This is a genomic window from Poseidonocella pacifica, from assembly GCF_900111875.1.
Lineage (GTDB): Bacteria > Pseudomonadota > Alphaproteobacteria > Rhodobacterales > Rhodobacteraceae > Poseidonocella > Poseidonocella pacifica.
The window spans coordinates 470862-490560 of the sequence record NZ_FOJU01000001.1; the positions used below are offsets into that span (position 1 = coordinate 470862).

Sequence of the window (19699 nt, forward strand, 5' to 3'; positions counted from 1 at the left end):
GAAAGCCTCCGCAATGATCCGCAGCCGCGTCGCCTTTATCATCCGGCGTTTGCGCAGCAGGTTGTGGATCAAGCCCATCGGTTATGCGGTTGCCGCCGTCGGTTCCGTGTTCCTCGCCGGGGCCTGCGATGCGCTCGACTGGCAGGAATACGTGCTCAACATCAGCGACGAGACGATCGAGAAACTCCTCTCGGTCATCTCGGCGAGCATGTTGGGCGTTGCGACCTTTGCGGTGACCTCCATGGTATCGGCCTATGCCTCGGCAAGCGGGCGGGCCACCCCGCGCGCCTTTGCGCTGGTGATCTCTGACGGTCAGACGCAGACCGCGCTTTCCAGCTTTATCGGGGCGTTCATCTTCAGCGTGGTCGGCATCATCGCCATCCGCGTGGGCAGCTTTGGCGAGGTGGGGCGTTTTGCGCTGTTCGTCCTGACGGTGCTCATCTTCGCTTGGGTCGTGCTGACCTTCGTTCGATGGGTGGACAGGATCGCGCGGCTTGGCCGATTGGGCAACACCATCCAGAAGGTCGACGACGCGGCGCGCGATGCCTTCGATCAGTGGCCCAGGAGCGCGCCGCTTGGCGCACGCCCAAGCAACGATGTGCCCGAGGGAACAGAGGTTTTTCCGGACCGGATCGGCTTCATCCAGCACGTGGATATGGAAGCGCTGCAACAATGGGCCGAGAAGAGCGAGACGCGTGTGCACCTGTTGGCCCGGCCGGGTGCCCATGTGCATCCCGAACGACCTTTGCTTTGCGTGGAGGGCGCGGCCGAAGATCTGGACGCGGCGCGCAAGACAGTCCTGATAGATGGTGAGCGGTCTTTCGCAACCGATCCCCGGTTTGGCCTTATTGTCCTGTCGGAGATTGCCTCGCGCGCGCTGTCGCCTGCGGTCAACGATCCTGGCACCGCCATCGACATCGTCACCCGTATGGCGCGGATACTCCATGACTGGGCGGGAAAGGAACCGGTCGATCCGGAGTGTGACCGGGTCTATGTCGCGCCCCTCAACGCCAATGACTTGCTGGAGGACGGGTTTGCAGCCCTCTCCAAGGATGGGGTTGGATCGGTCGAGCTGGGGATATGGGTGCAGAAGTCGCTTGGCATCGTGATGCGTGCGAGAGATCCCGATCTGCGCGCGGCGGCGGAGCGACAGGCGAGGATTTCCGCGGACCGGGCCGAAGCTGCGCTGACATTCGAGCCGGACAGAGAGCGGATGAGGCGGGCACGGGCCTTTTAGCGGGTCAGGACAAGTTTGTCCGGGGTGAGTTCCACACTGGCGAACCGGCCGAGATAGGCCATGCCTAGCAGCGACCCGGACATCTCCCCTTCGTTGACCCAAACCGGTACGCTTCGGTCGACGATAGGCCCGAGCGCGACCTCATCCAGCACTACGCGCGATGTACGCACGGGGCCATTCGCGGTCTGGGCGCGGCCCAGATAGGCCAGCCCGTCGAGGTCGATCCCGACCCGTTCGGCATCCCGCCGTGACAACATGATTTCCGTGGCGCCGGTATCCACGACGAACCGCACCGGGGTACCATCAATCTGTAGCGTCAGGTAAAAGTGGCGGTCCGGCGCGCGGGGCACCTCGATCACGCTCTCTGAGAGGGCACGTTGCGACGGGATGATCTGGGTCCGGATATCGCCCCAAAGCCCGATGGCCGCGATCGTTCCGAGAAAGATCAGCCCCCAAAGGGCGGCGCTTTGCATGACCTTGCTCAGGTTCGCGCGATTGGCCACCACGAAACTGCCCACCAGCACGAGGAGCAACAGGCCAAGATAGATGAGCGAGGCGGTATTTTGCGAGGTCAAGAGCGGTCCTTTCCGCCCCTAGATAGGGGCGCGGATCGTGCCTGTCACCCGCCGAGGCCAAAGCCGCGAAGCCCGTCGAGCACGAACTGTACCGAAAGGGCGGCGAGAAGCATCCCCAACAGCCGGGAGACGACGGTAATGCCCGTGCGCCCAAGGGCGCGTTCGACCATGCCCGCCATGAGAAACATCAAGAGCAGCAGCCCCAGAACCGCGAAGGTCACCCCAAGAACGGAGAAAAACCCAAGCATGCCATCAGCCCGTCCCGCCAGCAGGATGATTGACGCAATCGATCCGGGACCGGCAATGAGGGGGATCGCGATGGGAAAGACCGACGGGTCGGGATGCTCTTCGTCCGGGTCCGCCTTGTCTTCGCGGCGCTTCGTGCGCCGTTCAAAGAGCATGTCGAGCGCCGTCAGAAAGAGCAGGATACCCCCGGCAATACGAAAGGCGGGCATGGTGATGCCGATCACGCCCAGTACCTGTTCACCGGCAAAGGCAAAGAGGGTCAGGATGATGGCCGCGATAAGGGTTGCGCGTATGGCCACGGCGCGCCGATGGGCGGCGTCCGTGCCTTGGGTCAACGTGATGAACACCGGCGCAAGACCGATGGGATCGATGATGACGAACATGGTCACAAAAGCCGTAATGAGGAATGCGCTATCCATCAGGCCTCCGCGCCCTCAAGCTTTTCGAGGGCCGCCATCCAGAGCGCTTCCGCGCGTTCCAGCGCGGTCATGACTTCGGCGTATTTCTTTTGCCAGACTTCCATCTCACCGATGCGCTCCCCCTCATAGAGGTCGGGGTTGGCAAGCTTGCTCGCCAGTTTGTCGCGCATGTCGTTGAGTTTGCCGACGCGCTCCTCGCATTTGCGCACCTCTTGTTTGAGCGCCTTGACCGTATCACGCGAGGGCTTGGCCTTTTCTGCCTTGGGCTTGTCGGCCTTGTTCGGTTTGGCCGGTTTGTCGGCGGACAGGAGCAGCCGGCGATAGGCGTCGAGGTCGTCCTCATAGGGCGTGACCGCCCCGTCTTTCACCAACCAGAGACGGTCCGCCACCATGGACAGAAGGTGCATGTCGTGGCTGACGAGGATCACCGCACCGGAATAAGCGGTGAGCGCTTCGACCAGCGCTTCGCGGCTTTCGATATCGAGGTGGTTGGTCGGCTCATCGAGGATCAACAGATGCGGCGCATCGAGGGTGGCCAGCAGCAACGAGAGCCGTGCCTTTTGGCCCCCCGACAGCTTGCCGACGAGCGTTTCCGCCTGCGCGGCCATGAGCCCGAAACCGGCAAGACGAGCGCGCAGCTTGCTGGGCGTTTCGTTCGGGAAATGGCGGCGCAGGTGGTCGATCGGGGTCTCGTCCACATGCAACTCATCCACTTGATGCTGCGCGAAAAAGCCGATCCGCAGCTTGTTCGAGCGCGTCATCTGGCCTTCCATCATGGGGAGACGGTCCGACAGGAGCTTGGCAAGTGTGGATTTGCCCTGACCGTTCTTGCCCAATAGCGCGATCCGGTCGTCCTGATCGATGCGCAGGTCCAGACGTCGCAACACGGCGCGCCCGTCATATCCCACAGCACCGCCTTCGATGCGGATGATCGGCGGGTTGAGCTCATCCGGCTGCGGGAAGGTAAACACCCGCTTGGCGGCCTCTTCCGGCGCGGCGACCATATCCATCCGCTCGATCATCTTGAGCCGGGCCTGCGCCTGCTTCGCTTTGCTCGCCTTGGCGCGGAACCTGTCTACGAAGCTTTGCAGATGCGCGACGCGGGCCTGTTGTTTCTTGGCGATGGAGGTGGCTTGGGCACGGCGCTCCGCGCGTTGACGCGCGAATTGATCGTAAGGCCCCTGATAGAAGGTTAGCTTGCGCTCTTCCAGATGCAGGATCGCGCCCACCGCCCGGTTCAGCAGGCCGCGGTCGTGGCTGATGATCAGTACGGTATGCGGATAGCGGGCGAGATATGTCTCCAGCCACAGCGCCCCTTCGAGATCGAGATAGTTGGTCGGCTCGTCGAGAAGCAGCAGATCCGGTTCGGCAAAGAGGACGGCGGCAAGAGCCACGCGCATCCGCCAGCCGCCGGAGAAGGCCGAGCAGGGGCGTTTCTGCTCCTCATCGTCAAAGCCCAACCCCTTGAGGATCGAGGCCGCGCGGGCCTCCGCCGACCATGCATCGATATCGGCAAGTCTCGTCTGGATCTCGGCGATGCGGGTGCCATCCTGCGCTGTTTCGGACTCGGCCATAAGCGATGCGCGTTCGGTATCGGCCGCCAGCACCGTGTCGATGAGCGAAACATCGGAAGAGGGCACCTCCTGCGACACGCCGCCGATCTTGGCGCGGGAGGGCAGGGCGATCTCCCCCGATTCCAAAGCAAGCTCACCCCGGATGAGCCGAAAGAGCGTGGTCTTGCCCGCACCGTTCGGCCCGACGAGGCCCACCTTGTGGCCTACGGGAATTGTGGCACTGGTGCCGTCGAAGAGCGGTCGTCCCTCGACCGCATAGGATATATCGCGCAATTCAAGCATGGCCCCCCTTTGGCCGAAGCCGGGCGCGCGGTCAATCACCGCTTTTCACTGGGGGAGACGCGTGATATCGGAGCCGCGGAAATTACGGCCTAAGGGCAGGGGCCCTTCGGTACAAATAGGAGACGACCCATGGCCATCGAACGCACGCTCAGCATCATCAAGCCCGATGCAACGAAGCGCAACCTCACCGGCAAGATCAATGCGAAATTCGAGGATGCGGGTCTGCGGATCATCGCTCAGAAGCGCATTCAGCTGACCAAAGACCAGGCCGGCGAATTCTATGCCGTCCACAAGGAACGCCCGTTCTATGACGAACTGTGCGAATTCATGGCGTCCGCACCGGTTGTGGCGCAGGTCCTCGAAGGCGAAGGCGCCATCGCGAAGAACCGCGAAGTAATGGGGGCCACCAACCCCGCAGATGCCGAAGCGGGCACCATCCGCGCCGAATTTGCGGAATCCGTAGGCGAAAACTCCGTCCATGGTTCGGACGCGCCTGATACCGCGGCGGACGAGATCGCCTATTTCTTCTCCGGGCTCGAACTGGTCGGCTAAACCGATCAGCGTTTGGGCTCCGCCCAGATTCTTTCAGACCGCCTGCGGAGCGCCGCGGGCGGTTTTTCGTTGCCTAGAACGCGGCCCAGTCGCGAAAGATCTGCCGAGGTGCTTCGGGTTCCGGGGACTTGGGTGCGGGGATCTGCTGTGGACGTTGATCAGCCATAACGGGCTCCTGCATACTGATATTAAACTCTATGAACGAGCCTGCGCCGCGAATATGAACATGAGGTTGCCATCACGCGCCTTTCATCAACGCCGCCACGGTTTTTGGTCCGAGTTTTAGCGAAATGCTTCAGGATGCAGCAGCGCGTTCAACCAAGAGGGCGCGTGCCATATAGACCGCGAGACTCCCCACGACGATCCCGCCCCCGATCAGCATCCACGGCCCCGGCGCCTCGCCAACTCCCCACCAGACAACCAGCGGGCCAAGCACTGTTTCCAGCAGCATCAGAAGGCTGACATTCGCCGCATGGGTATGCCGGGAGGCAAGTGACAGGGTGCCGAACGCGAGCGGCGCGATGACCGCTCCGGCAAGCAGAATGGGCAGGATGTGACCGTCGCCCATCCCGGCTGGGCCAACGATGAAAAGCCCGGTCATCCCGGAGAGCAGCGACCCGATCCCGATCACGAGCGGCAGGGGAATGTCGGAATTGTGGCGCAGCAGCGTGAAGTTGAAGGCCAGTACACCGGCCACCGACAGCCCCGCGAGCGCCCCCAGAAGTGTCCCCGCCCCAAATGCGGAACCGCCGTGGTCCTCCCCGAACACGGCGATTGCAATGCCTGCAAGAACTACAGTCATGGCGATCCAAGTTGCCCGGCCCGCGGGATCGCCATAGAGCACCCTTCCGATGACGGCGGCGAAGACCGGGGCCGTCGCGATGCTGACCAAAACAACCGCCACGGGCGCGACGGCGATAGCGAGGCTGAACAGGATCGCGTTGAGATACTGGCAGATCACCACCTGATAGGTCGCCCTTTGCCGCAGCGTCCCAATCTCCCGGCGGTGTGCGCGGCTCGTCGTCACCCAGAGCACCAGCATCACCGACCCCAATGAGAGGCCGCGCCATGCGATCATCTGTGCGCCCGACATGTCCGAGAGGCGCATGAGCAAGGTATCCGGCGTCAGGACGAGCGCACCAAATAGCGCGAGCAGCAGGCCGAAACGAGGATGATGTGACATGAGAGGCTTTCGAGCGATTGGCGCGGTGATCTCGCTACATCGGCCCGCGGGGAGGGGCAAGCAGCACTGGACCGACCAACCCCGCTGGTCTATGCCGATGAGCCGAGGGGATCGTCCATGGCAGCCTATGATCTGGTGATATTCGACTTCGACGGTGTCATCGTGGACAGCGAGACGATCAGCGCGCGCATGCTGATTGCCGAACTTGTCAAGATCGGCGTGACGCTCGACATGGAGTATGTGGCGCGTCACTTTCTCGGGCGCAGCTATCCCGTCGTGCTGAGCCAGATCCGCAAGGATTTCGGCGTGGTGCTGCCCGATGGGTTCGAGTTGGATTACCGGGCGCGGTTGCTTGCTGCGTTCCGGCGCGATCTGCGCGCCATGCCGGGCGTTGCCGGGGTGCTGAATACTCTCAGTGTGCCGCATACACTGGCCACCAGTTCAAGCCCCGTGCGCCTCGCCGAATCCCTGCGGATCGTGGACCTCGCCCATGCTTTTCCCGGGCCGGTCACCACTGCGTCCGAGGTGACACATGGCAAACCCGCCCCGGATCTTTTCCTGCTGGCGGCGTCCAAGTTCGGCGTGGAGCCGAACCGATGTCTCGTCGTCGAGGACAGCCGCCCCGGAATCCGCGCGGGTCTGGCGGCCGGCATGACCGTCTGGCACTTTGTTGGCGGGGGGCATTTCGCGGCCGGCGCGCCCCCAGCGGATACCGATGCCTTGCCACATCGACAGTTTGCCTCCTTTGACGAGTTCTTCCATGATGCGCCGGATCTGAAGCAGAGGGACACCCAGAATGGCGCGTAGCGGGCACGACGATCGCGATACATCACCGCAGGATGACGCGGCGCGGGCGGCTTGGCTCTATTACGTGGGCGGGTTGCGGCAGGATCAGATCGCAGAGGAACTCGGGGTGTCGCGGCAACGGGCCCAGCGTCTTGTGGCGCGGGCCGTTGCCGATGGCTTGATCCGGGTGCGGATTGCCCATCCCATCGCGTCCTGCCTTGAGCTGGAGCGGGATCTACGTGCGCGCTATGGGCTTGAACGGGCGCGCGTGGCCCCCAGCGTTCCCGGTGCGCCGGACCCGCTGGTCGCCCTTGCCCCCGTGGCGGCCCCGGAACTGGAGCGGATCTTTCTGGCCGAAGCGCCCCGGATCATCGCGCTTGGCACCGGGCGGACATTGCGCGCGGTGGTCGAGCAGATGCAGACGATTGACGCAGGACGCCACAAGGTCGTCTCGGTGATCGGCAATGTCGCGCCGGACGGATCGGCCTCCTTTTACGAGGTCATCATGCGCGTCGCGGACAAGACGGCAGCCCCGCATTATCCCATGGCCGTGCCGGTTATGGCGCGGGACCGCGACGAGCACCGACTCTATAGCGGCTTGCCCCATGTGCGGAACGCACGCGCTCTGGCAAAGATGGCCGATATCTCCATCGTCGGCGTGGGGCAGATCGGGCAGGATGCGCCGCTGTATGTCGATGGCTTCATCACCGCCGCGGAACTGGCCAGCCTGGAAGAGGCGGGGGCGGCAGGGGAAATCTGCGGCCATGTCTTCGATGCCGAAGGGCGTTTCCTCGATCACCCGGTCAATCACAACATGGTTGGCCTTCGCGTTCCCCATGACGGCGGCCCGGTGTTGGGGATCGGGGCGGGGGTTCGCAAGGCGGCGGCGATCCGTGCCGCTCTTGCCGGCGGTCTGCTGACCGGACTTGTCACCGACGAAGATACCGCAAAGCTGCTTCTTTAACCGCAAATCTTAAGAGTTGTTTAATTTTTGCGCTTGACTCGAATCAGCGTCTCATGAGTAATTGCTCATGTCTAGAGCATTTGCTCAATCTGGGAGGAGATAATGACAAACACTACCCGCGCTCTTCTGGGCGCTACCGCCCTGTCGGTTGTCGCCATGGCGGCGTCTGCACAGGACACAACCCTCACGATCGCGACCGTGAACAACGGCGACATGATCCGGATGCAGGGCCTGACGGAGAATTTCACCAGCGAGAATCCCGGCATCGCCATCGAGTGGGTCACGCTGGAAGAGAACGTTCTGCGTCAACGCGTTACCCAAGACATCGCCACCAATGGTGGCCAATTCGACGTGATGACCATCGGCACCTATGAGGTTCCGATCTGGGCGGCCCAAGATTGGCTCCTGCCACTCGACAACATGCCGGCGGAATGGGATCAGGCGGATTTCCTGCCCGCAATCGCATCCGGTCTTACAGCGGATGACAAGCTTTTTGCCGCGCCTTTCTATGGCGAAAGCTCAATGGTCATGTACCGCAAGGACCTGATGGAAGCGGCTGGCATGGAAATGCCCGATGAGCCCACATGGGACGAAATCAAGGCCGCCGCCGAAGCCATGACCGACGAAGAGAATGAGGTCTATGGCATCTGTCTTCGCGGCAAGGCGGGCTGGGGTGAGAACATGGCGTTCCTGACAGCCATGTCCAACTCCTACGGCGCCCGCTGGTTCGACGAAGAGTGGAACGCACAGTTCGACAGCGACGCGTGGAAGAACACGCTGACCGACTATCTCGAACTGATGAACACCTACGGCCCTCCGGGCGCGTCCTCCAACGGGTTCAACGAGAACCTCGCGCTGTTCCAGCAGGGCAAATGCGGCATGTGGATTGATGCCACGGTTGCGGCGTCCTTCGTGACCAACCCCGACGACAGCAATGTCGCCGATCAGGTCGGTTTCGCACTCGCCCCCGACAATGGCCTGGGCAAGCGCGGCAACTGGCTCTGGGCATGGACCCTTGGCATTCCTGCGGGCACCGATGCGCCTGAAGAAGCCAAGAAGTTCGTCGCGTGGGCCACGAGCAAGGGCTACACCGAGCTTGTCGCTTCCGAAGAGGGCTGGGCGAACGTACCTCCGGGCACACGCACATCGCTCTATGAGAACCAGGAGTATCTCGACGCGGCACCGTTCGCAGAGATGACCCTTGCTTCGATCAACGCGGCCGATCCCAAGAACCCGACCGTCGATCCGGTGCCTTACACAGGCGTTCAGTTCGTCGCCATTCCGGAGTTCCAGGGTATCGCAACCGCTGTGGGCCAGCAGTTCGCTGCCGCGCTTGCGGGCCAGATCTCCGCTGAAGAAGCACTTGCCAACGCGCAGAACCTCACCCAGCGTGAGATCGACCGAGCAGGTTACGGCGAATAACCACCAATAGTTCCGGGGCCGCAGTGTCGGCCCCGGTTCCCTCCGGGCGGAGCCCGCTATTGCGCTTGCCCCGCTTTCACTTCCGACGGGAGTAACCCCATGGCGACCCAGCATTCCCGCGCCGCGGCGCGATTGATGATCTCCCCTTCGGTGATCCTGCTCCTTGGATGGATGCTGATCCCGCTGGGGCTTACCCTTTACTTCTCCTTCTTGCGCTACAACCTGCTGATGCCGGGTGCGAACCCCTTTGTGGGCTGGGAGAACTACAGTTATTTCCTTTCTGATCCGGCCTTTAAGGCGGCGATCGTCAACACGCTGCTACTTGTGGTGGGTGTGCTGGTGATCACGGTCGTGGGCGGCACTCTGCTTGCCATCCTGCTTGATCAGGCGATGTGGGGGCAGGGGATTGTACGTATCCTCGTCATCGCGCCCTTCTTCGTCATGCCGACCGTTTCTGCGCTGGTCTGGAAGAACATGTTCATGAATCCGGTGAACGGGCTGTTTGCTCATCTCGCCAAGTTTCTGGGGCTGCCGCCGTTCGATTTCTTCGCCGCGGCCCCGCTCGCCTCGATCATCGGGATCGTCTCATGGCAATGGCTGCCATTCGCGACGCTCATCCTGCTCACGGCCATGCAATCGCTCGATAGCGAACGACTTGAGGCCGCCGAGATGGATGGCGCAGGCCCGCTGTCGCGGTTCTGGTACATGGTTTTGCCGCATCTCAGCCGCGCCATCACCGTCGTGATCCTGATCCAGACGATTTTCCTTCTGTCCGTCTTCGCCGAAATCCTTGTCACCACGAATGGTGGCCCGGGCAACGCCTCGACGAACCTCACCTATCTGGTCTACGCCGAAAGCCTGCTGCGCTTCGATGTGGGGACCGGGTCCGCCGGCGGCGTCGTCGCCATCATCCTCGCCAATATCGTCGCCATCTTCCTGATGCGGATGATCGGCAAGAATCTGGACGCATGAAGCCATGGCACGCGCAATAACCCCCCAACGCAAGGCGCTGAACACCGCGATCGCGTGGACCTTCGGCATCATGATCTTCTTCCCGATCCTCTGGACGGTCCTGACCTCCTTCAAGACAGAGGCCCAGGCCATCGCCGATCCGCCGGTCTTCCTGTTCTTCAACTGGACGACGGAAAACTACACCACGGTGCTGGAGCGCTCCAACTACTTCCGGCACTTCTGGAACTCTGTCGTGATCTCGGTCGGCTCGACGGTCCTTGGCCTCATCATCGCGGTGCCCGCCGCCTGGGCTATGGCCTTCGTGCCCGGCAAGCGAACCAAGGATGTCCTGATGTGGATGCTCAGCACCAAGATGCTGCCCCCCGTGGGCGTGCTGGTGCCGATCTACCTCATCTTCCGCGACATCGGCTTGCTCGATACCAAGACCGGCCTCGTGATCGTGCTGACCCTGATCAACCTGCCGATCATCGTCTGGATGCTCTATACCTACTTCAAGGAAATCCCGGTCGATATCCTCGAAGCGGCACGGATGGACGGAGCGAGCCTGCGGAACGAAGTCACCTATGTGCTGCTGCCGATGGCGGTGCCGGGGATTGCCTCCACCATGCTTCTCAACATCATCCTTGCATGGAACGAAGCATTCTGGACGCTGAACCTCACCGCAGCAAAGGCCGCACCGCTCACTGCCTTCATCGCGAGCTATTCCAGCCCCGAGGGCCTCTTCTACGCCAAGCTCAGCGCCGCAAGCACCATGGCCATCGCGCCCATTCTCATCATGGGCTGGTTCAGCCAGAAACAACTCGTGCGCGGCCTCACCTTCGGCGCCGTTAAGTAAGGAAGCAAGAATATGGGACGTATCACGCTCGACAAAGTGAGGAAGGCCTTCGGCGATGTGGAAGTCATCCCGCCGCTTGACCTGACGATCGAAGAAGGGGAATTCGTGGTCTTCGTGGGGCCTTCGGGCTGCGGCAAGTCCACCCTGCTGCGCCTGATCGCCGGGCTGGAGGATGTCTCCAGCGGGGAGATCCGGATCGATGGCCAGAACGCCACCGATCTTCCCCCGGCCAAGCGCCGCCTCGCGATGGTGTTTCAATCCTACGCGCTCTATCCGCACATGACCGTGCGCAAGAACATTGCCTTCCCGCTCAAGATGGCCGGGTTGGATCAGGCCGCGCAGGACAAGAAGGTGGAGGGCGCCGCCAGCGTGCTCAACCTCACCGACTATCTCGAAAGGCGCCCCGGGCAGCTTTCAGGTGGTCAGCGACAGCGCGTCGCCATCGGTCGGGCCATCGTGCGGGAACCGGCAGCTTTCCTCTTCGATGAGCCGCTGTCGAACCTCGACGCCGCGCTGCGCGTGGGCATGCGCATGGAAATCAGCGAGTTGCACGAGCGGCTCAAGACCACCATGATCTACGTCACCCACGATCAGGTCGAAGCCATGACCATGGCCGACAAGATCGTCGTTCTGCGGGCGGGCAACATCGAACAGGTCGGCTCCCCGCTGGAGTTGTACCGTGCGCCTCGGAACGTCTTTGTCGCAGGGTTCATCGGCTCGCCGAAAATGAACCTCATTGATGGCGAAGAGGCGGCAAAGCGTAATGCCCATACCATCGGCATTCGCCCTGAGCACATCACGCCATCGCCTGACGCTGGCACATGGGAGGGCACCGTCGGCGTCGCCGAGCACCTCGGCTCCGACACGTTCTTCCACGTGCATCTGCCGGGCCGGGAAGAGCCGATGACCGTTCGTGCCGGGGGCGAGGTGTCGCTTCACCACGGCGACAAGATCTTCCTGACGCCGGATGAAACGCAGCTCCACCGCTTCGACGCGCAAGGGCTTCGGATCTGATGGGACAATCGGCGCGCGGGACGGAAGACTTTCCTCCCGGCGGGAAAAACGATCCCACCGGATCGAAAGGGCCCGTCGCAGGACGCCTCGACAAATTGGGCATCATGCCCGAGGTCGAAAGTCCGTCCAGCCGCCGAAGCGCACTCAACATCGCCCGCTCCCTCGTCGGGGTGGGCGGATTGGCCCGCTGGGGCAAGTCCGGTCGTGCGCCGGGCAAAACCGATACATCAAGCTGACGGGGCACATGGCCATGCGACTTTCAAATTCCGCGATCACGGGCCTGCCAGGAAGTATCCAGGGGCCCACGTATGACCGCGCGGCGCTCACCACCGGGATCGTCCATATCGGACTTGGCAATTTCCACCGCGCGCACCAGGCCGTCTATCTCGATGATCTCTTTTCCAAGGGATTGGATCATGACTGGGCGATCTGCGGGGCCGGGGTTCGGGCACCCGACGCGGGGATGCGCGACGCGCTCATGGCACAGGATTGCCTGTCGACCGTGATCGAACTTTCCCCCGAGGATGCCTCCGCACGGATCATCGGCGCGATGATCGACTTCGTTGAGGTTGCCCCGGATAATGGCCCGCTCATCGCCCGTATCTCCGACGCGTCGATACGCATCGTGTCGTTAACCGTGACCGAAGGCGGCTATTTCGTGGACGCAGGGACCGGCACGTTCGATCCAACCCATCCCGATATCGTGGCGGATGCGGCCAATCCCGGCGCGCCGCGCACCGTCTTCGGGGCCATCGTCGCGGGGCTTCGGGCGCGCAAGGATGCGGGCATCAAACCCTTTACTGTCATGTCCTGCGATAACCTGCCGGGCAATGGCACGGTGACGCGTGACGCTGTCGTGGGCATGGCGCGCCTGATCGATCCGGCGCTGGCCGACTGGATCGCGCTTGAGGTGACTTTTCCCAATTCGATGGTCGATCGCATCACCCCGGCCACTGGCGACCGTGAACGCGCTCTGGCGCGGGAGACTTTCGGCCTCGACGATCCCGTCCCGGTGACCTGCGAGCCGTTCCGCCAGTGGGTCATGGAAGACAATTTCTGTAACGGGCGCCCGCGCTTCGAAGAGGCGGGCGTGACCCTGACCTCAGAGGTGCATACCTATGAGCGCATGAAGATCCGCATCCTGAACGGTGGGCACGCGATCATTGCCTATCCCGCCGCGCTGCTCGGAATCGAATATGCGCATGAGGCCATCGCCCATCCGCTGGTACGAGGCTTCTTCCGCAAGGTGGAAACCGAAGAGGTTCTGCCTCACGTGGCGCCGGTGCCGGAGATGACCCCCGCCGCCTATCTTGAGCTGATCGAGTCCCGTGTGGCCAACCCGGCGGTCGTCGATACCACGCGCCGCCTGTGCCACGACGGCAGCAACCGCCAGCCGAAATTCATCGTGCCGTCGGTGCGCGACGGGATTCGGGCGGGCATCTCCGTCAACGGACTTGCGCTGCTCTCCGCTCTTTGGTGCCGCTACTGCGCCGGCCAGATCGAAAGTGGTGCGGAGATCGCGCCCAACGATCCAAGCTGGGACATGCTGGTCGCCACGGCCCAAGAGGCGCGCAGCCGTCCGCGTGCATGGCTCGAGATGTCGGATGTTTACGGCGATCTTGCGCAGATGCCGGCGTTTTCCGAACGGTTCGAGTATTGGCTTCGGATGATCTGGCAGACAGGCACCACGGCCACCCTCGAAACCTACATCCAGAGCTGAGCTTTCAGCGGGAAATGGCCGTTTTGCGGCGCATTTCCCGCCCGTTCGCGCCTTCCCGCCGATCCTGTCGGCCAGAGCGCGCTGCCGCTCGGCGGGTGGTGGCCCATGAGCGCAGGGCAGGAATTCCCGACTGGCGCGATCCTTCACCGCATGGTCCTCTTTCCTCATCGTCATATCGACATGAGGAGCATTTTGGATGAGCCACGCCCTGTTTCCCGCCCTTGCGCTTGCCATATTGGCGGGTGCTGCCTTCGCGCTCGACAATGCCGCAGCCGCCTTGGACCGGAATGCCGACGGATACGTCAGCTTCGGAGAGTTGCTCAGCGATCATCCCGACCTGACGGTGGAAACCTTTGCCGCGCTTGATACCGATCAGGACGGGCTGCTTGGCGAAGACGAGGTCACCGCCGCACGCACGACGGGGCTCTGGCCCTCCGATCCGCGGGGGTGACGGCCTTACTGAAAGACTTCGCCGATGCGCAGGTGCTTGCGGTGAAAGGCGGAAACCGCTTCGATCTCGCACAGGCCCGTTTGGCGCGCGGCCCGCAGGACCGGTCCGGTTTCCGTCGGCAGATGCTCAAACACGATCCGCGCGGCGCGCCGGCTGTCGAGCGCTTCGGGCGCGGTACGGGTGGTGTAGCCGACCCAGAAGTTGTTCTCGAAGGACGTCACGCGGGTGAGATAGGTGAAGCTGGTCGAAAGCGTGTTTCGCCGAGAGATCAGCATGGACACACCGTCGTTCTGGGCGATCATGATCCCGCGAAATTCCCGCGTGGCCCCATCCGGGCGCAAACCCTGAAGCGCCACGGCCTCGCGCGCTTCATAGCCCCGCACAAAGGTGTATCCGTCCGCGCGATAGACATAGACCAGCCCCTGAAGATAGGCGGTGCTCTCGACAAAGCTGGGGCGGGTGAAGCGATAGAACCCGACCGGGAAAAGCTCGTCGGAAATCTCGGTTGCGCGCGCACCGATGAAATCGTTGACCTGCGGGTGGGTGAGCAGGTCGTTGCCAGCCTCCTCGATATTCTCGACCGGTTCCAGCAACACGCGGGCGTCGACCTCGAAAAACGAACAGATCCGATAGAGCACGTCGGGCCGCGGAAAGCTCTCACTCGCGAGATAGCGGTTGAACTGTGTCCGGTTGATTCCCAGCTCCCGGCACAACCCCGCGACGGAGGCGTGACGGGACGCAAGACGCCGCAGATTCTCGCCGAATATGGTCCGAAGCTCCGTCGGGGTAGGGGGCTTGGATTTATTCGTCGTACGCAGCATTCCTGTTTCCTCAATATACTCGGTTGATTTTTTAACCGATTTTTAATGACTTACCTAGCGTTAGGTAGTCGAACTCGCGCCACCTGACGCGATTTAGCGTCGCGTGTGATGCGCATTAGCTTCACGTACCCAAATTGCCGACACAAATCAAAAGGTCAAGACGCGCTTTCGGCGATAGGTTTGTGTCAGCTTGTGGGGGACTATGATCGGTATTGGGACTGCACGTCTGCAAGTGAACGGAGAATGCAATGATTGGTGTCGTCATCTGGAGTGACCGAGTAGATCGTAAAGCGGTTATCTGGTGTGAAGACCATGGCAATCTTGCCTACCTGAACAACGAGGGCGAGATGCCCGAAGCGTTGCCCGAACTCGAAGAGGGTGACATCGTGAAATTCCGCCTGCAGGAACGTCAGAGCATCAGGCTCGCCCATGACGTCGCTGTGGTCGAGACAGAAGGGTACACCGGGCTTTCCGGTGCCCTCAAGGCAACGGCCGATCGCGAACCGGCGGCCCCAGTTGAAACGAATTCGAATCCGCGGATGGGCAATGTGGTCCGACTGCCCCGTCGCGGTATCCCCATGGCGAGGACAGCCTGAGCCTTCCCCCAGGGCAGGCAACTCCCCCATGAGGCAGAGGGCAGGTGGCGGTCACCTGCCCTTTTTCTGTTTGGGGTGTCCATATCCCGTGTTGGTCTACTTTGAGGCCAAAGAGCACCATGCTGCGGCTTGAATGAATGTCTTCTGTCAGGGGGGAATTCAACATAGGGCTTTGTGAGCGCCTTCTGCCAAAGCTATCGGTACACAACACTGATTTTAGGATAAAAGGTCTCTAGTTCATCAAGATCAACGGGGAGAAGACAAAATGAACGACGAGAAACTCGTGCGCCGTTTGACTGCTGCTGATTTCGATCAGGACCTTTTAGATCTTTACGACTACTACGCCCATGGGAAGATCTCGAAACGTGAGTTTCTTGATCGCGCTGGCAAGTGGGCCGTCGGGGGGCTGACCGCCGCTGCGATCCTGAGCACGCTTTCGCCGAACTACGCGTTGGCGCAGCAAATCGCCGAGGACGATCCGGAAATTGAAGGAGAGGATATCGTCTACTCCAGCCCGAATGGCACTGGCGACATCACTGCGTATCTCGTGCGCCCAGCCGAAATAGATCCCGACAGGCCGCCTGCCGCTGTTCTCGTGGTCCATGAGAACAGGGGGCTCAATCCTTATATCCGCGACGTCGTGCGTCGTCTCGCCAAGGCAGGTTTCATTGCAATGGGGCCTGACGGTCTGTCCTCGCTTGGTGGCTATCCAGGTACCGATGACCAGGGCCGCGAGATGCAGAGAACTCTCGATCAGAGCGCGCTCCTGAACGATTTCTTTGCGGGGTTTGAATATCTTCAAGCGCTTGGAGGAACGAATGGCAAGGTTGGCGCAACTGGCTTTTGCTACGGCGGCGGCGTGGTCAGCAAATTGGCAGCGGCCTATCCCGAGATGGCCGCCGGCGTTCCCTTCTACGGCTCATTCCCCGACGCGGAGCAGGTACCCGGCATCGAGGCCCCGCTCATGGTCCAGCTTGCTGCGCTCGACCAACGCATCAACGCGATGTGGCCGGCTTTTCAGAAGGCGATGGAGGCCAACGACAAGATCTATGAGGCGCATATCTATCCCGGCGTGAACCATGGATTCCATAACGACACGACACCGCGCTATGACGAGACCTCTGCCAAGCTGGCAGAAGAACGCATGGTGGCTTGGTTCCGCACGTATCTCGCTGGATGATAGGTTGCCGTGCATCCGCTCATCTCAGTGGTTGCACGCTCTTCGAATTGCTGACGTACAATTCGCAAGTCCATGCGGCAGCTCCGTCCCGCAGAGCACACCACCGCGAAACGCGGCCACTCTCGCTCTTCGTCTGAAAGAATGTGGTGGCCCCGAAGGGCCTATTCCGCGCCGCGCGCCAGCGCTGCAACACCGGTGCGCGCCACTTCGACAAGGCCGAGGGGCCGCATCAGATCGGCAAAGGCGTCGATCTTTTCCGGCGTGCCGGTAATCTCGAACACGAAGCTCGCCAAGGTGCTGTCGACCACCTTCGCGCGAAAGATATCCGCAAGGCGCAGCGCTTCGACACGCTGATCGCCCGTGCCTTCGACTTTCAGCAGCGCCAGTTCCCGTTCCACCGATGGCCCTTCGACCGTCAGGTCGTTGACCCGGTGTACCGGCACCAGCCGTTCCAGTTGTGCCTTGATCTGTTCGATGATCTGCGGCGTGCCGGTCGTCACGACGGTGATGCGGCTTTGATGTCCGGTATGATCGACCTCGGCGACGGTGAGGCTTTCGATGTTATAGCCGCGACCCGAGAAAAGGCCGATCACGCGGGCAAGGGTGCCCGGCTCGTTTTCGACCACCACGGCGAGGGTGTGCTTTTCCTGAACGTCCGAAAAGGTGGAACGCAGGTTATAGGCGGAGTGGCTGTTGGAGCCTCGTTTGATATGTAGAGCGGACATCATTCACTCTCTTTCATGTATTGGTTTCGGGCGATCCTGCGACGGCTGCGCGTGCGCCGGGTGCCCATCGTGCGGGCGTTCAGCCTTGGCCGAACCTCCATACGAGGGGGCGTTTTGGCGCGCGCGGCGGGTCATACCAGAACGCTGCCCTTTGCATCGATGGCGCCCTGCGTCTCGGCCTCGCCCAGCAGCATCTCATTATGCGCCTTGCCCGACGGGATCATGGGGAAGCAGTTTTCGTGCTTCTCCACGAGGCAATCCATGATTACCGGACCGTCGTAATCCAGCATCTCCTGAATCGCATCGTCGAGATCCGCCGGATCGGAGACCCGGATCCCCTTGCACCCGAAGGCTTCGGCGAGCTTCACGAAATCGGGCAGTGCCTCGGACCACGAGTGCGAATAGCGCTCACCATGCAGCAACTCCTGCCACTGGCGCACCATCCCGAGCCGTTCGTTGTTGAGGATGAACTGCTTGACCGGGGCGCGGTACTGCACCGCGGTGCCCATCTCCTGCATGTTCATCAGCCAGGAGGCCTCACCTGCCACGTTGATGACCAGCGCATCGGGATGCGCGATCTGCACGCCGACAGAGGCCGGCAGGCCATAGCCCATCGTGCCGAGTCCGCCGCTCGTCATCCACTGATGCGGGTTCTCGAACCCAAGATACTGCGCCGCCCACATCTGATGCTGGCCCACTTCGGTACAGATGAAGCGGTCATCCTTGCGATGCTTGGTCAGCGCCTCGAGCCGGGTGAGTGCATGCTGCGGGCGGATGGTCTTGTCGTTGGGCTTGTAGTTGAGGCATTTGACCTCTTGCCACCCGGCGATCTTCTTCCACCACTTGGCCAGCCCGGTCTTGTCGGTCTTGGCCCCGCGCGATTTCCACAACTCCAGCACGTCCTGAAGCACCTCTGTGACATCGCCAACGATCGGGATGTCCACGCGGATGACCTTGTTGATCGAGGACGGGTCGATGTCGATATGCGCCTTGACCGAGTTCGGGCTGAACGCGTCGATCCGCCCGGTGATCCGGTCGTCAAAGCGCGCGCCGACGTTGATCATCAGATCGCAGTCGTGCATCGCGAGGTTCGCCTCATAGAGCCCGTGCATCCCCAGCATCCCGAGCCACTTGTCGCCCGAGGCGGGATAGGCCCCGAGCCCCATCAGCGTGGAGGTGATCGGAAAGCCTGTCGCCTCGACCAACTCACGCAACAGCTCGCTCGCCTTGGTGCCGGAGTTGATCACGCCGCCGCCGGTGTAGAAGACCGGCTTCTTGGCAACCTCAATGGCCGCGACCAGCTCCGCGATCTCTTCGGCGTCGCCTTTGGTTCGGGGTTGATAGTGACCCAAATCCGCATCCTCGGCCCGCACATATTGCCCATCGGCGAATTGTACGTCCTTCGGAATATCGACCAGCACCGGACCGGGGCGGCCCGCGGTGGCGACGTGAAATGCCTCATGGATGGTCCCGGCGAGCTTGTCGGTATCCTTCACCAGCCAGTTCATCTTGGTGCAGGGGCGCGTGATGCCGACGGTATCAGCCTCCTGAAAGGCATCCGAGCCGATCATGAACGTCGGCACCTGACCCGTCAGAACCACGAGCGGGATGGAATCCATCAGCGCGTCGGTCAGGCCGGTGACCGCGTTGGTCGCCCCCGGCCCGGAGGTCACCAGAACAACGCCAGGCTTGCCGGTGGAGCGCGCATAGCCCTCGGCCGCATGCACCGCGCCCTGCTCGTGCCGCACGAGGATGTGGCGAATATCGTTCTGCTGAAAAATCTCGTCGTAGATGGGTAGTACGGCGCCGCCCGGGTAGCCGAATACTGTGTCCACTCCCTGATCCTTCAGGGCCTGGACGACCATCTTCGCTCCGGTCATAGGACGTGCCATCTGTCTCTCCATCTCAAACACGTTTCGCGCATAAAAAAGCCCCCGGGGTCAGTCGGGGGCGCATGGGTCATATGTGGGTACGGTTACCCGCCCATGCGCTTCAGTCTCACGATGTCTACTAGGGTGTTCATCCCCGGCGGCTCCTCGATGCGTGGACGGGACATTAGGTGCATGTAAAAGGGGCGTCAACCGCAAACCAAAGCGGAAATGACAGGAAAACACCCCGAAAACGGAACTTTCTTTCGCGCCCGGC

At 61.9% G+C, this 19699-nt stretch carries 20 protein-coding genes; 13 read left to right on the forward strand and 7 right to left on the reverse strand.

The genetic code is table 11. The annotated features are described in order from the left end of the window. Window positions 1-13 precede the first annotated feature (13 nt). Window positions 14-1237 (forward strand): DUF2254 domain-containing protein, encoded by a 1224-nt coding sequence (locus BM234_RS02215; RefSeq protein WP_092060191.1) that lies wholly within the window; start codon window positions 14-16, stop codon window positions 1235-1237. On the opposite strand, the gene BM234_RS02220 is transcribed toward BM234_RS02215, so the two are convergent. The 3 genes from BM234_RS02220 to BM234_RS02230 are packed head-to-tail and all read right to left on the reverse strand — an operon-like array spanning window position 1234 to window position 4333. Beyond that, entirely contained in the window at window positions 1234-1812 is a 579-nt protein-coding gene (locus BM234_RS02220) for a retropepsin-like aspartic protease family protein (RefSeq protein WP_245752449.1), read from the reverse strand. The two genes, BM234_RS02215 and BM234_RS02220, sit on opposite strands and share 4 nt — an antisense overlap. Window positions 1813-1856: 44 nt before the next feature. Continuing rightward, complete coding sequence (locus BM234_RS02225; RefSeq protein WP_175501180.1) at window positions 1857-2477, reverse strand: MarC family protein; 621 nt, start codon at window positions 2475-2477, stop codon at window positions 1857-1859. Then, entirely contained in the window at window positions 2477-4333 is a 1857-nt protein-coding gene (locus tag BM234_RS02230; RefSeq protein ID WP_092060195.1) for an ABC-F family ATP-binding cassette domain-containing protein, read from the reverse strand. Before BM234_RS02230 ends, BM234_RS02225 begins: the two co-directional genes overlap by 1 nt. Before the next feature lie 129 nt (window positions 4334-4462). Between BM234_RS02230 and ndk the strand changes: the two genes are divergently transcribed. Further along, window positions 4463-4885, forward strand: coding sequence for a nucleoside-diphosphate kinase (gene ndk, locus BM234_RS02235; RefSeq protein WP_092060197.1), 423 nt, complete (start codon window positions 4463-4465; stop codon window positions 4883-4885). A gap of 295 nt (window positions 4886-5180) precedes the next feature. Here ndk and BM234_RS02240 read toward each other — a convergent pair whose 3' ends face one another. After that, a complete protein-coding gene (locus BM234_RS02240; protein ID WP_092060199.1) occupies window positions 5181-6068 on the reverse strand; it encodes a DMT family transporter in 888 nt (295 codons plus the stop codon). A gap of 117 nt (window positions 6069-6185) precedes the next feature. On the opposite strand from BM234_RS02240, the gene BM234_RS02245 reads away from it, so the two are divergent. The 9 genes from BM234_RS02245 to BM234_RS02285 all read left to right on the forward strand — a co-directional run bounded on the left by BM234_RS02245 (window position 6186) and on the right by BM234_RS02285 (window position 14232). Further along, window positions 6186-6875 (forward strand): HAD family hydrolase, encoded by a 690-nt coding sequence (locus tag BM234_RS02245; protein ID WP_092060201.1) that lies wholly within the window; start codon window positions 6186-6188, stop codon window positions 6873-6875. Continuing rightward, entirely contained in the window at window positions 6865-7818 is a 954-nt protein-coding gene (locus BM234_RS02250) for a sugar-binding transcriptional regulator (RefSeq protein WP_092060203.1), read from the forward strand. Before BM234_RS02245 ends, BM234_RS02250 begins: the two co-directional genes overlap by 11 nt. A gap of 102 nt (window positions 7819-7920) precedes the next feature. Then, complete coding sequence (locus BM234_RS02255; RefSeq protein ID WP_092060205.1) at window positions 7921-9240, forward strand: ABC transporter substrate-binding protein; 1320 nt, start codon at window positions 7921-7923, stop codon at window positions 9238-9240. A gap of 99 nt (window positions 9241-9339) precedes the next feature. Further along, entirely contained in the window at window positions 9340-10212 is an 873-nt protein-coding gene (locus BM234_RS02260; protein WP_092060207.1) for a carbohydrate ABC transporter permease, read from the forward strand. Between the two features lie 4 nt (window positions 10213-10216). Then, complete coding sequence (locus tag BM234_RS02265; RefSeq protein WP_092060209.1) at window positions 10217-11047, forward strand: carbohydrate ABC transporter permease; 831 nt, start codon at window positions 10217-10219, stop codon at window positions 11045-11047. Between the two features lie 12 nt (window positions 11048-11059). Beyond that, window positions 11060-12061 (forward strand): ABC transporter ATP-binding protein, encoded by a 1002-nt coding sequence (locus tag BM234_RS02270; RefSeq protein ID WP_092060210.1) that lies wholly within the window; start codon window positions 11060-11062, stop codon window positions 12059-12061. Next, entirely contained in the window at window positions 12061-12297 is a 237-nt protein-coding gene (locus BM234_RS02275) for a hypothetical protein (protein ID WP_092060212.1), read from the forward strand. Before BM234_RS02270 ends, BM234_RS02275 begins: the two co-directional genes overlap by 1 nt. A gap of 14 nt (window positions 12298-12311) precedes the next feature. Next, window positions 12312-13781 carry a mannitol dehydrogenase family protein gene (locus BM234_RS02280; RefSeq protein WP_092061305.1) on the forward strand — a complete coding sequence of 490 codons (1470 nt, stop codon included), beginning with the start codon at window positions 12312-12314 and terminating at the stop codon, window positions 13779-13781. A 196-nt stretch (window positions 13782-13977) separates the two neighbouring features. After that, window positions 13978-14232 carry an EF-hand domain-containing protein gene (locus BM234_RS02285; RefSeq protein ID WP_092060214.1) on the forward strand — a complete coding sequence of 85 codons (255 nt, stop codon included), beginning with the start codon at window positions 13978-13980 and terminating at the stop codon, window positions 14230-14232. 5 nt (window positions 14233-14237) lie between these two features. On the opposite strand, the gene BM234_RS02290 is transcribed toward BM234_RS02285, so the two are convergent. After that, window positions 14238-15053 carry a helix-turn-helix domain-containing protein gene (locus BM234_RS02290; protein WP_092060216.1) on the reverse strand — a complete coding sequence of 272 codons (816 nt, stop codon included), beginning with the start codon at window positions 15051-15053 and terminating at the stop codon, window positions 14238-14240. Window positions 15054-15301: 248 nt separating this feature from the next. Here BM234_RS02290 and BM234_RS02295 point away from each other — a divergent pair, with 248 nt between their 5' ends. Together BM234_RS02295 and yghX are read left to right on the forward strand one after the other, a co-directional pair. Continuing rightward, a complete protein-coding gene (locus BM234_RS02295) occupies window positions 15302-15649 on the forward strand; it encodes a hypothetical protein (protein ID WP_092060218.1) in 348 nt (115 codons plus the stop codon). A gap of 265 nt (window positions 15650-15914) precedes the next feature. Then, window positions 15915-16829, forward strand: coding sequence for a YghX family hydrolase (gene yghX, locus BM234_RS02300; protein WP_217645938.1), 915 nt, complete (start codon window positions 15915-15917; stop codon window positions 16827-16829). Window positions 16830-16990: 161 nt separating this feature from the next. Here yghX and ilvN read toward each other — a convergent pair whose 3' ends face one another. After that, entirely contained in the window at window positions 16991-17554 is a 564-nt protein-coding gene (ilvN, locus tag BM234_RS02305) for an acetolactate synthase small subunit (protein WP_092061309.1), read from the reverse strand. Window positions 17555-17685: 131 nt separating this feature from the next. Further along, window positions 17686-19446 carry an acetolactate synthase 3 large subunit gene (locus BM234_RS02310; RefSeq protein ID WP_092060220.1) on the reverse strand — a complete coding sequence of 587 codons (1761 nt, stop codon included), beginning with the start codon at window positions 19444-19446 and terminating at the stop codon, window positions 17686-17688. Window positions 19447-19699: the final 253 nt, after the last annotated feature.

Excerpts from the sequence above, each read along its gene's own strand:
- BM234_RS02295 (WP_092060218.1), top strand. The coding sequence starts at position 15,302 with ATGATTGGTGTCGTCATCTGGAGTGACCGAGTAGATCGTAAAGCGGTT.
- BM234_RS02270 (WP_092060210.1), top strand. The coding sequence starts at position 11,060 with ATGGGACGTATCACGCTCGACAAAGTGAGGAAGGCCTTCGGCGATGTG.
- BM234_RS02275 (WP_092060212.1), top strand. The coding sequence starts at position 12,061 with ATGGGACAATCGGCGCGCGGGACGGAAGACTTTCCTCCCGGCGGGAAA.
- ndk (WP_092060197.1), top strand. The coding sequence starts at position 4,463 with ATGGCCATCGAACGCACGCTCAGCATCATCAAGCCCGATGCAACGAAG.
- BM234_RS02290 (WP_092060216.1), bottom strand. The coding sequence starts at position 15,053 with ATGCTGCGTACGACGAATAAATCCAAGCCCCCTACCCCGACGGAGCTT.
- BM234_RS02260 (WP_092060207.1), top strand. The coding sequence starts at position 9,340 with ATGGCGACCCAGCATTCCCGCGCCGCGGCGCGATTGATGATCTCCCCT.
- BM234_RS02250 (WP_092060203.1), top strand. The coding sequence starts at position 6,865 with ATGGCGCGTAGCGGGCACGACGATCGCGATACATCACCGCAGGATGAC.
- BM234_RS02240 (WP_092060199.1), bottom strand. The coding sequence starts at position 6,068 with ATGTCACATCATCCTCGTTTCGGCCTGCTGCTCGCGCTATTTGGTGCG.
- ilvN (WP_092061309.1), bottom strand. The coding sequence starts at position 17,554 with ATGTCCGCTCTACATATCAAACGAGGCTCCAACAGCCACTCCGCCTAT.
- BM234_RS02230 (WP_092060195.1), bottom strand. The coding sequence starts at position 4,333 with ATGCTTGAATTGCGCGATATATCCTATGCGGTCGAGGGACGACCGCTC.
- BM234_RS02245 (WP_092060201.1), top strand. The coding sequence starts at position 6,186 with ATGGCAGCCTATGATCTGGTGATATTCGACTTCGACGGTGTCATCGTG.
- BM234_RS02215 (WP_092060191.1), top strand. The coding sequence starts at position 14 with ATGATCCGCAGCCGCGTCGCCTTTATCATCCGGCGTTTGCGCAGCAGG.
- BM234_RS02285 (WP_092060214.1), top strand. The coding sequence starts at position 13,978 with ATGAGCCACGCCCTGTTTCCCGCCCTTGCGCTTGCCATATTGGCGGGT.
- yghX (WP_217645938.1), top strand. The coding sequence starts at position 15,915 with ATGAACGACGAGAAACTCGTGCGCCGTTTGACTGCTGCTGATTTCGAT.
- BM234_RS02225 (WP_175501180.1), bottom strand. The coding sequence starts at position 2,477 with ATGGATAGCGCATTCCTCATTACGGCTTTTGTGACCATGTTCGTCATC.
- BM234_RS02255 (WP_092060205.1), top strand. The coding sequence starts at position 7,921 with ATGACAAACACTACCCGCGCTCTTCTGGGCGCTACCGCCCTGTCGGTT.
- BM234_RS02310 (WP_092060220.1), bottom strand. The coding sequence starts at position 19,446 with ATGGCACGTCCTATGACCGGAGCGAAGATGGTCGTCCAGGCCCTGAAG.
- BM234_RS02280 (WP_092061305.1), top strand. The coding sequence starts at position 12,312 with ATGCGACTTTCAAATTCCGCGATCACGGGCCTGCCAGGAAGTATCCAG.
- BM234_RS02265 (WP_092060209.1), top strand. The coding sequence starts at position 10,217 with ATGGCACGCGCAATAACCCCCCAACGCAAGGCGCTGAACACCGCGATC.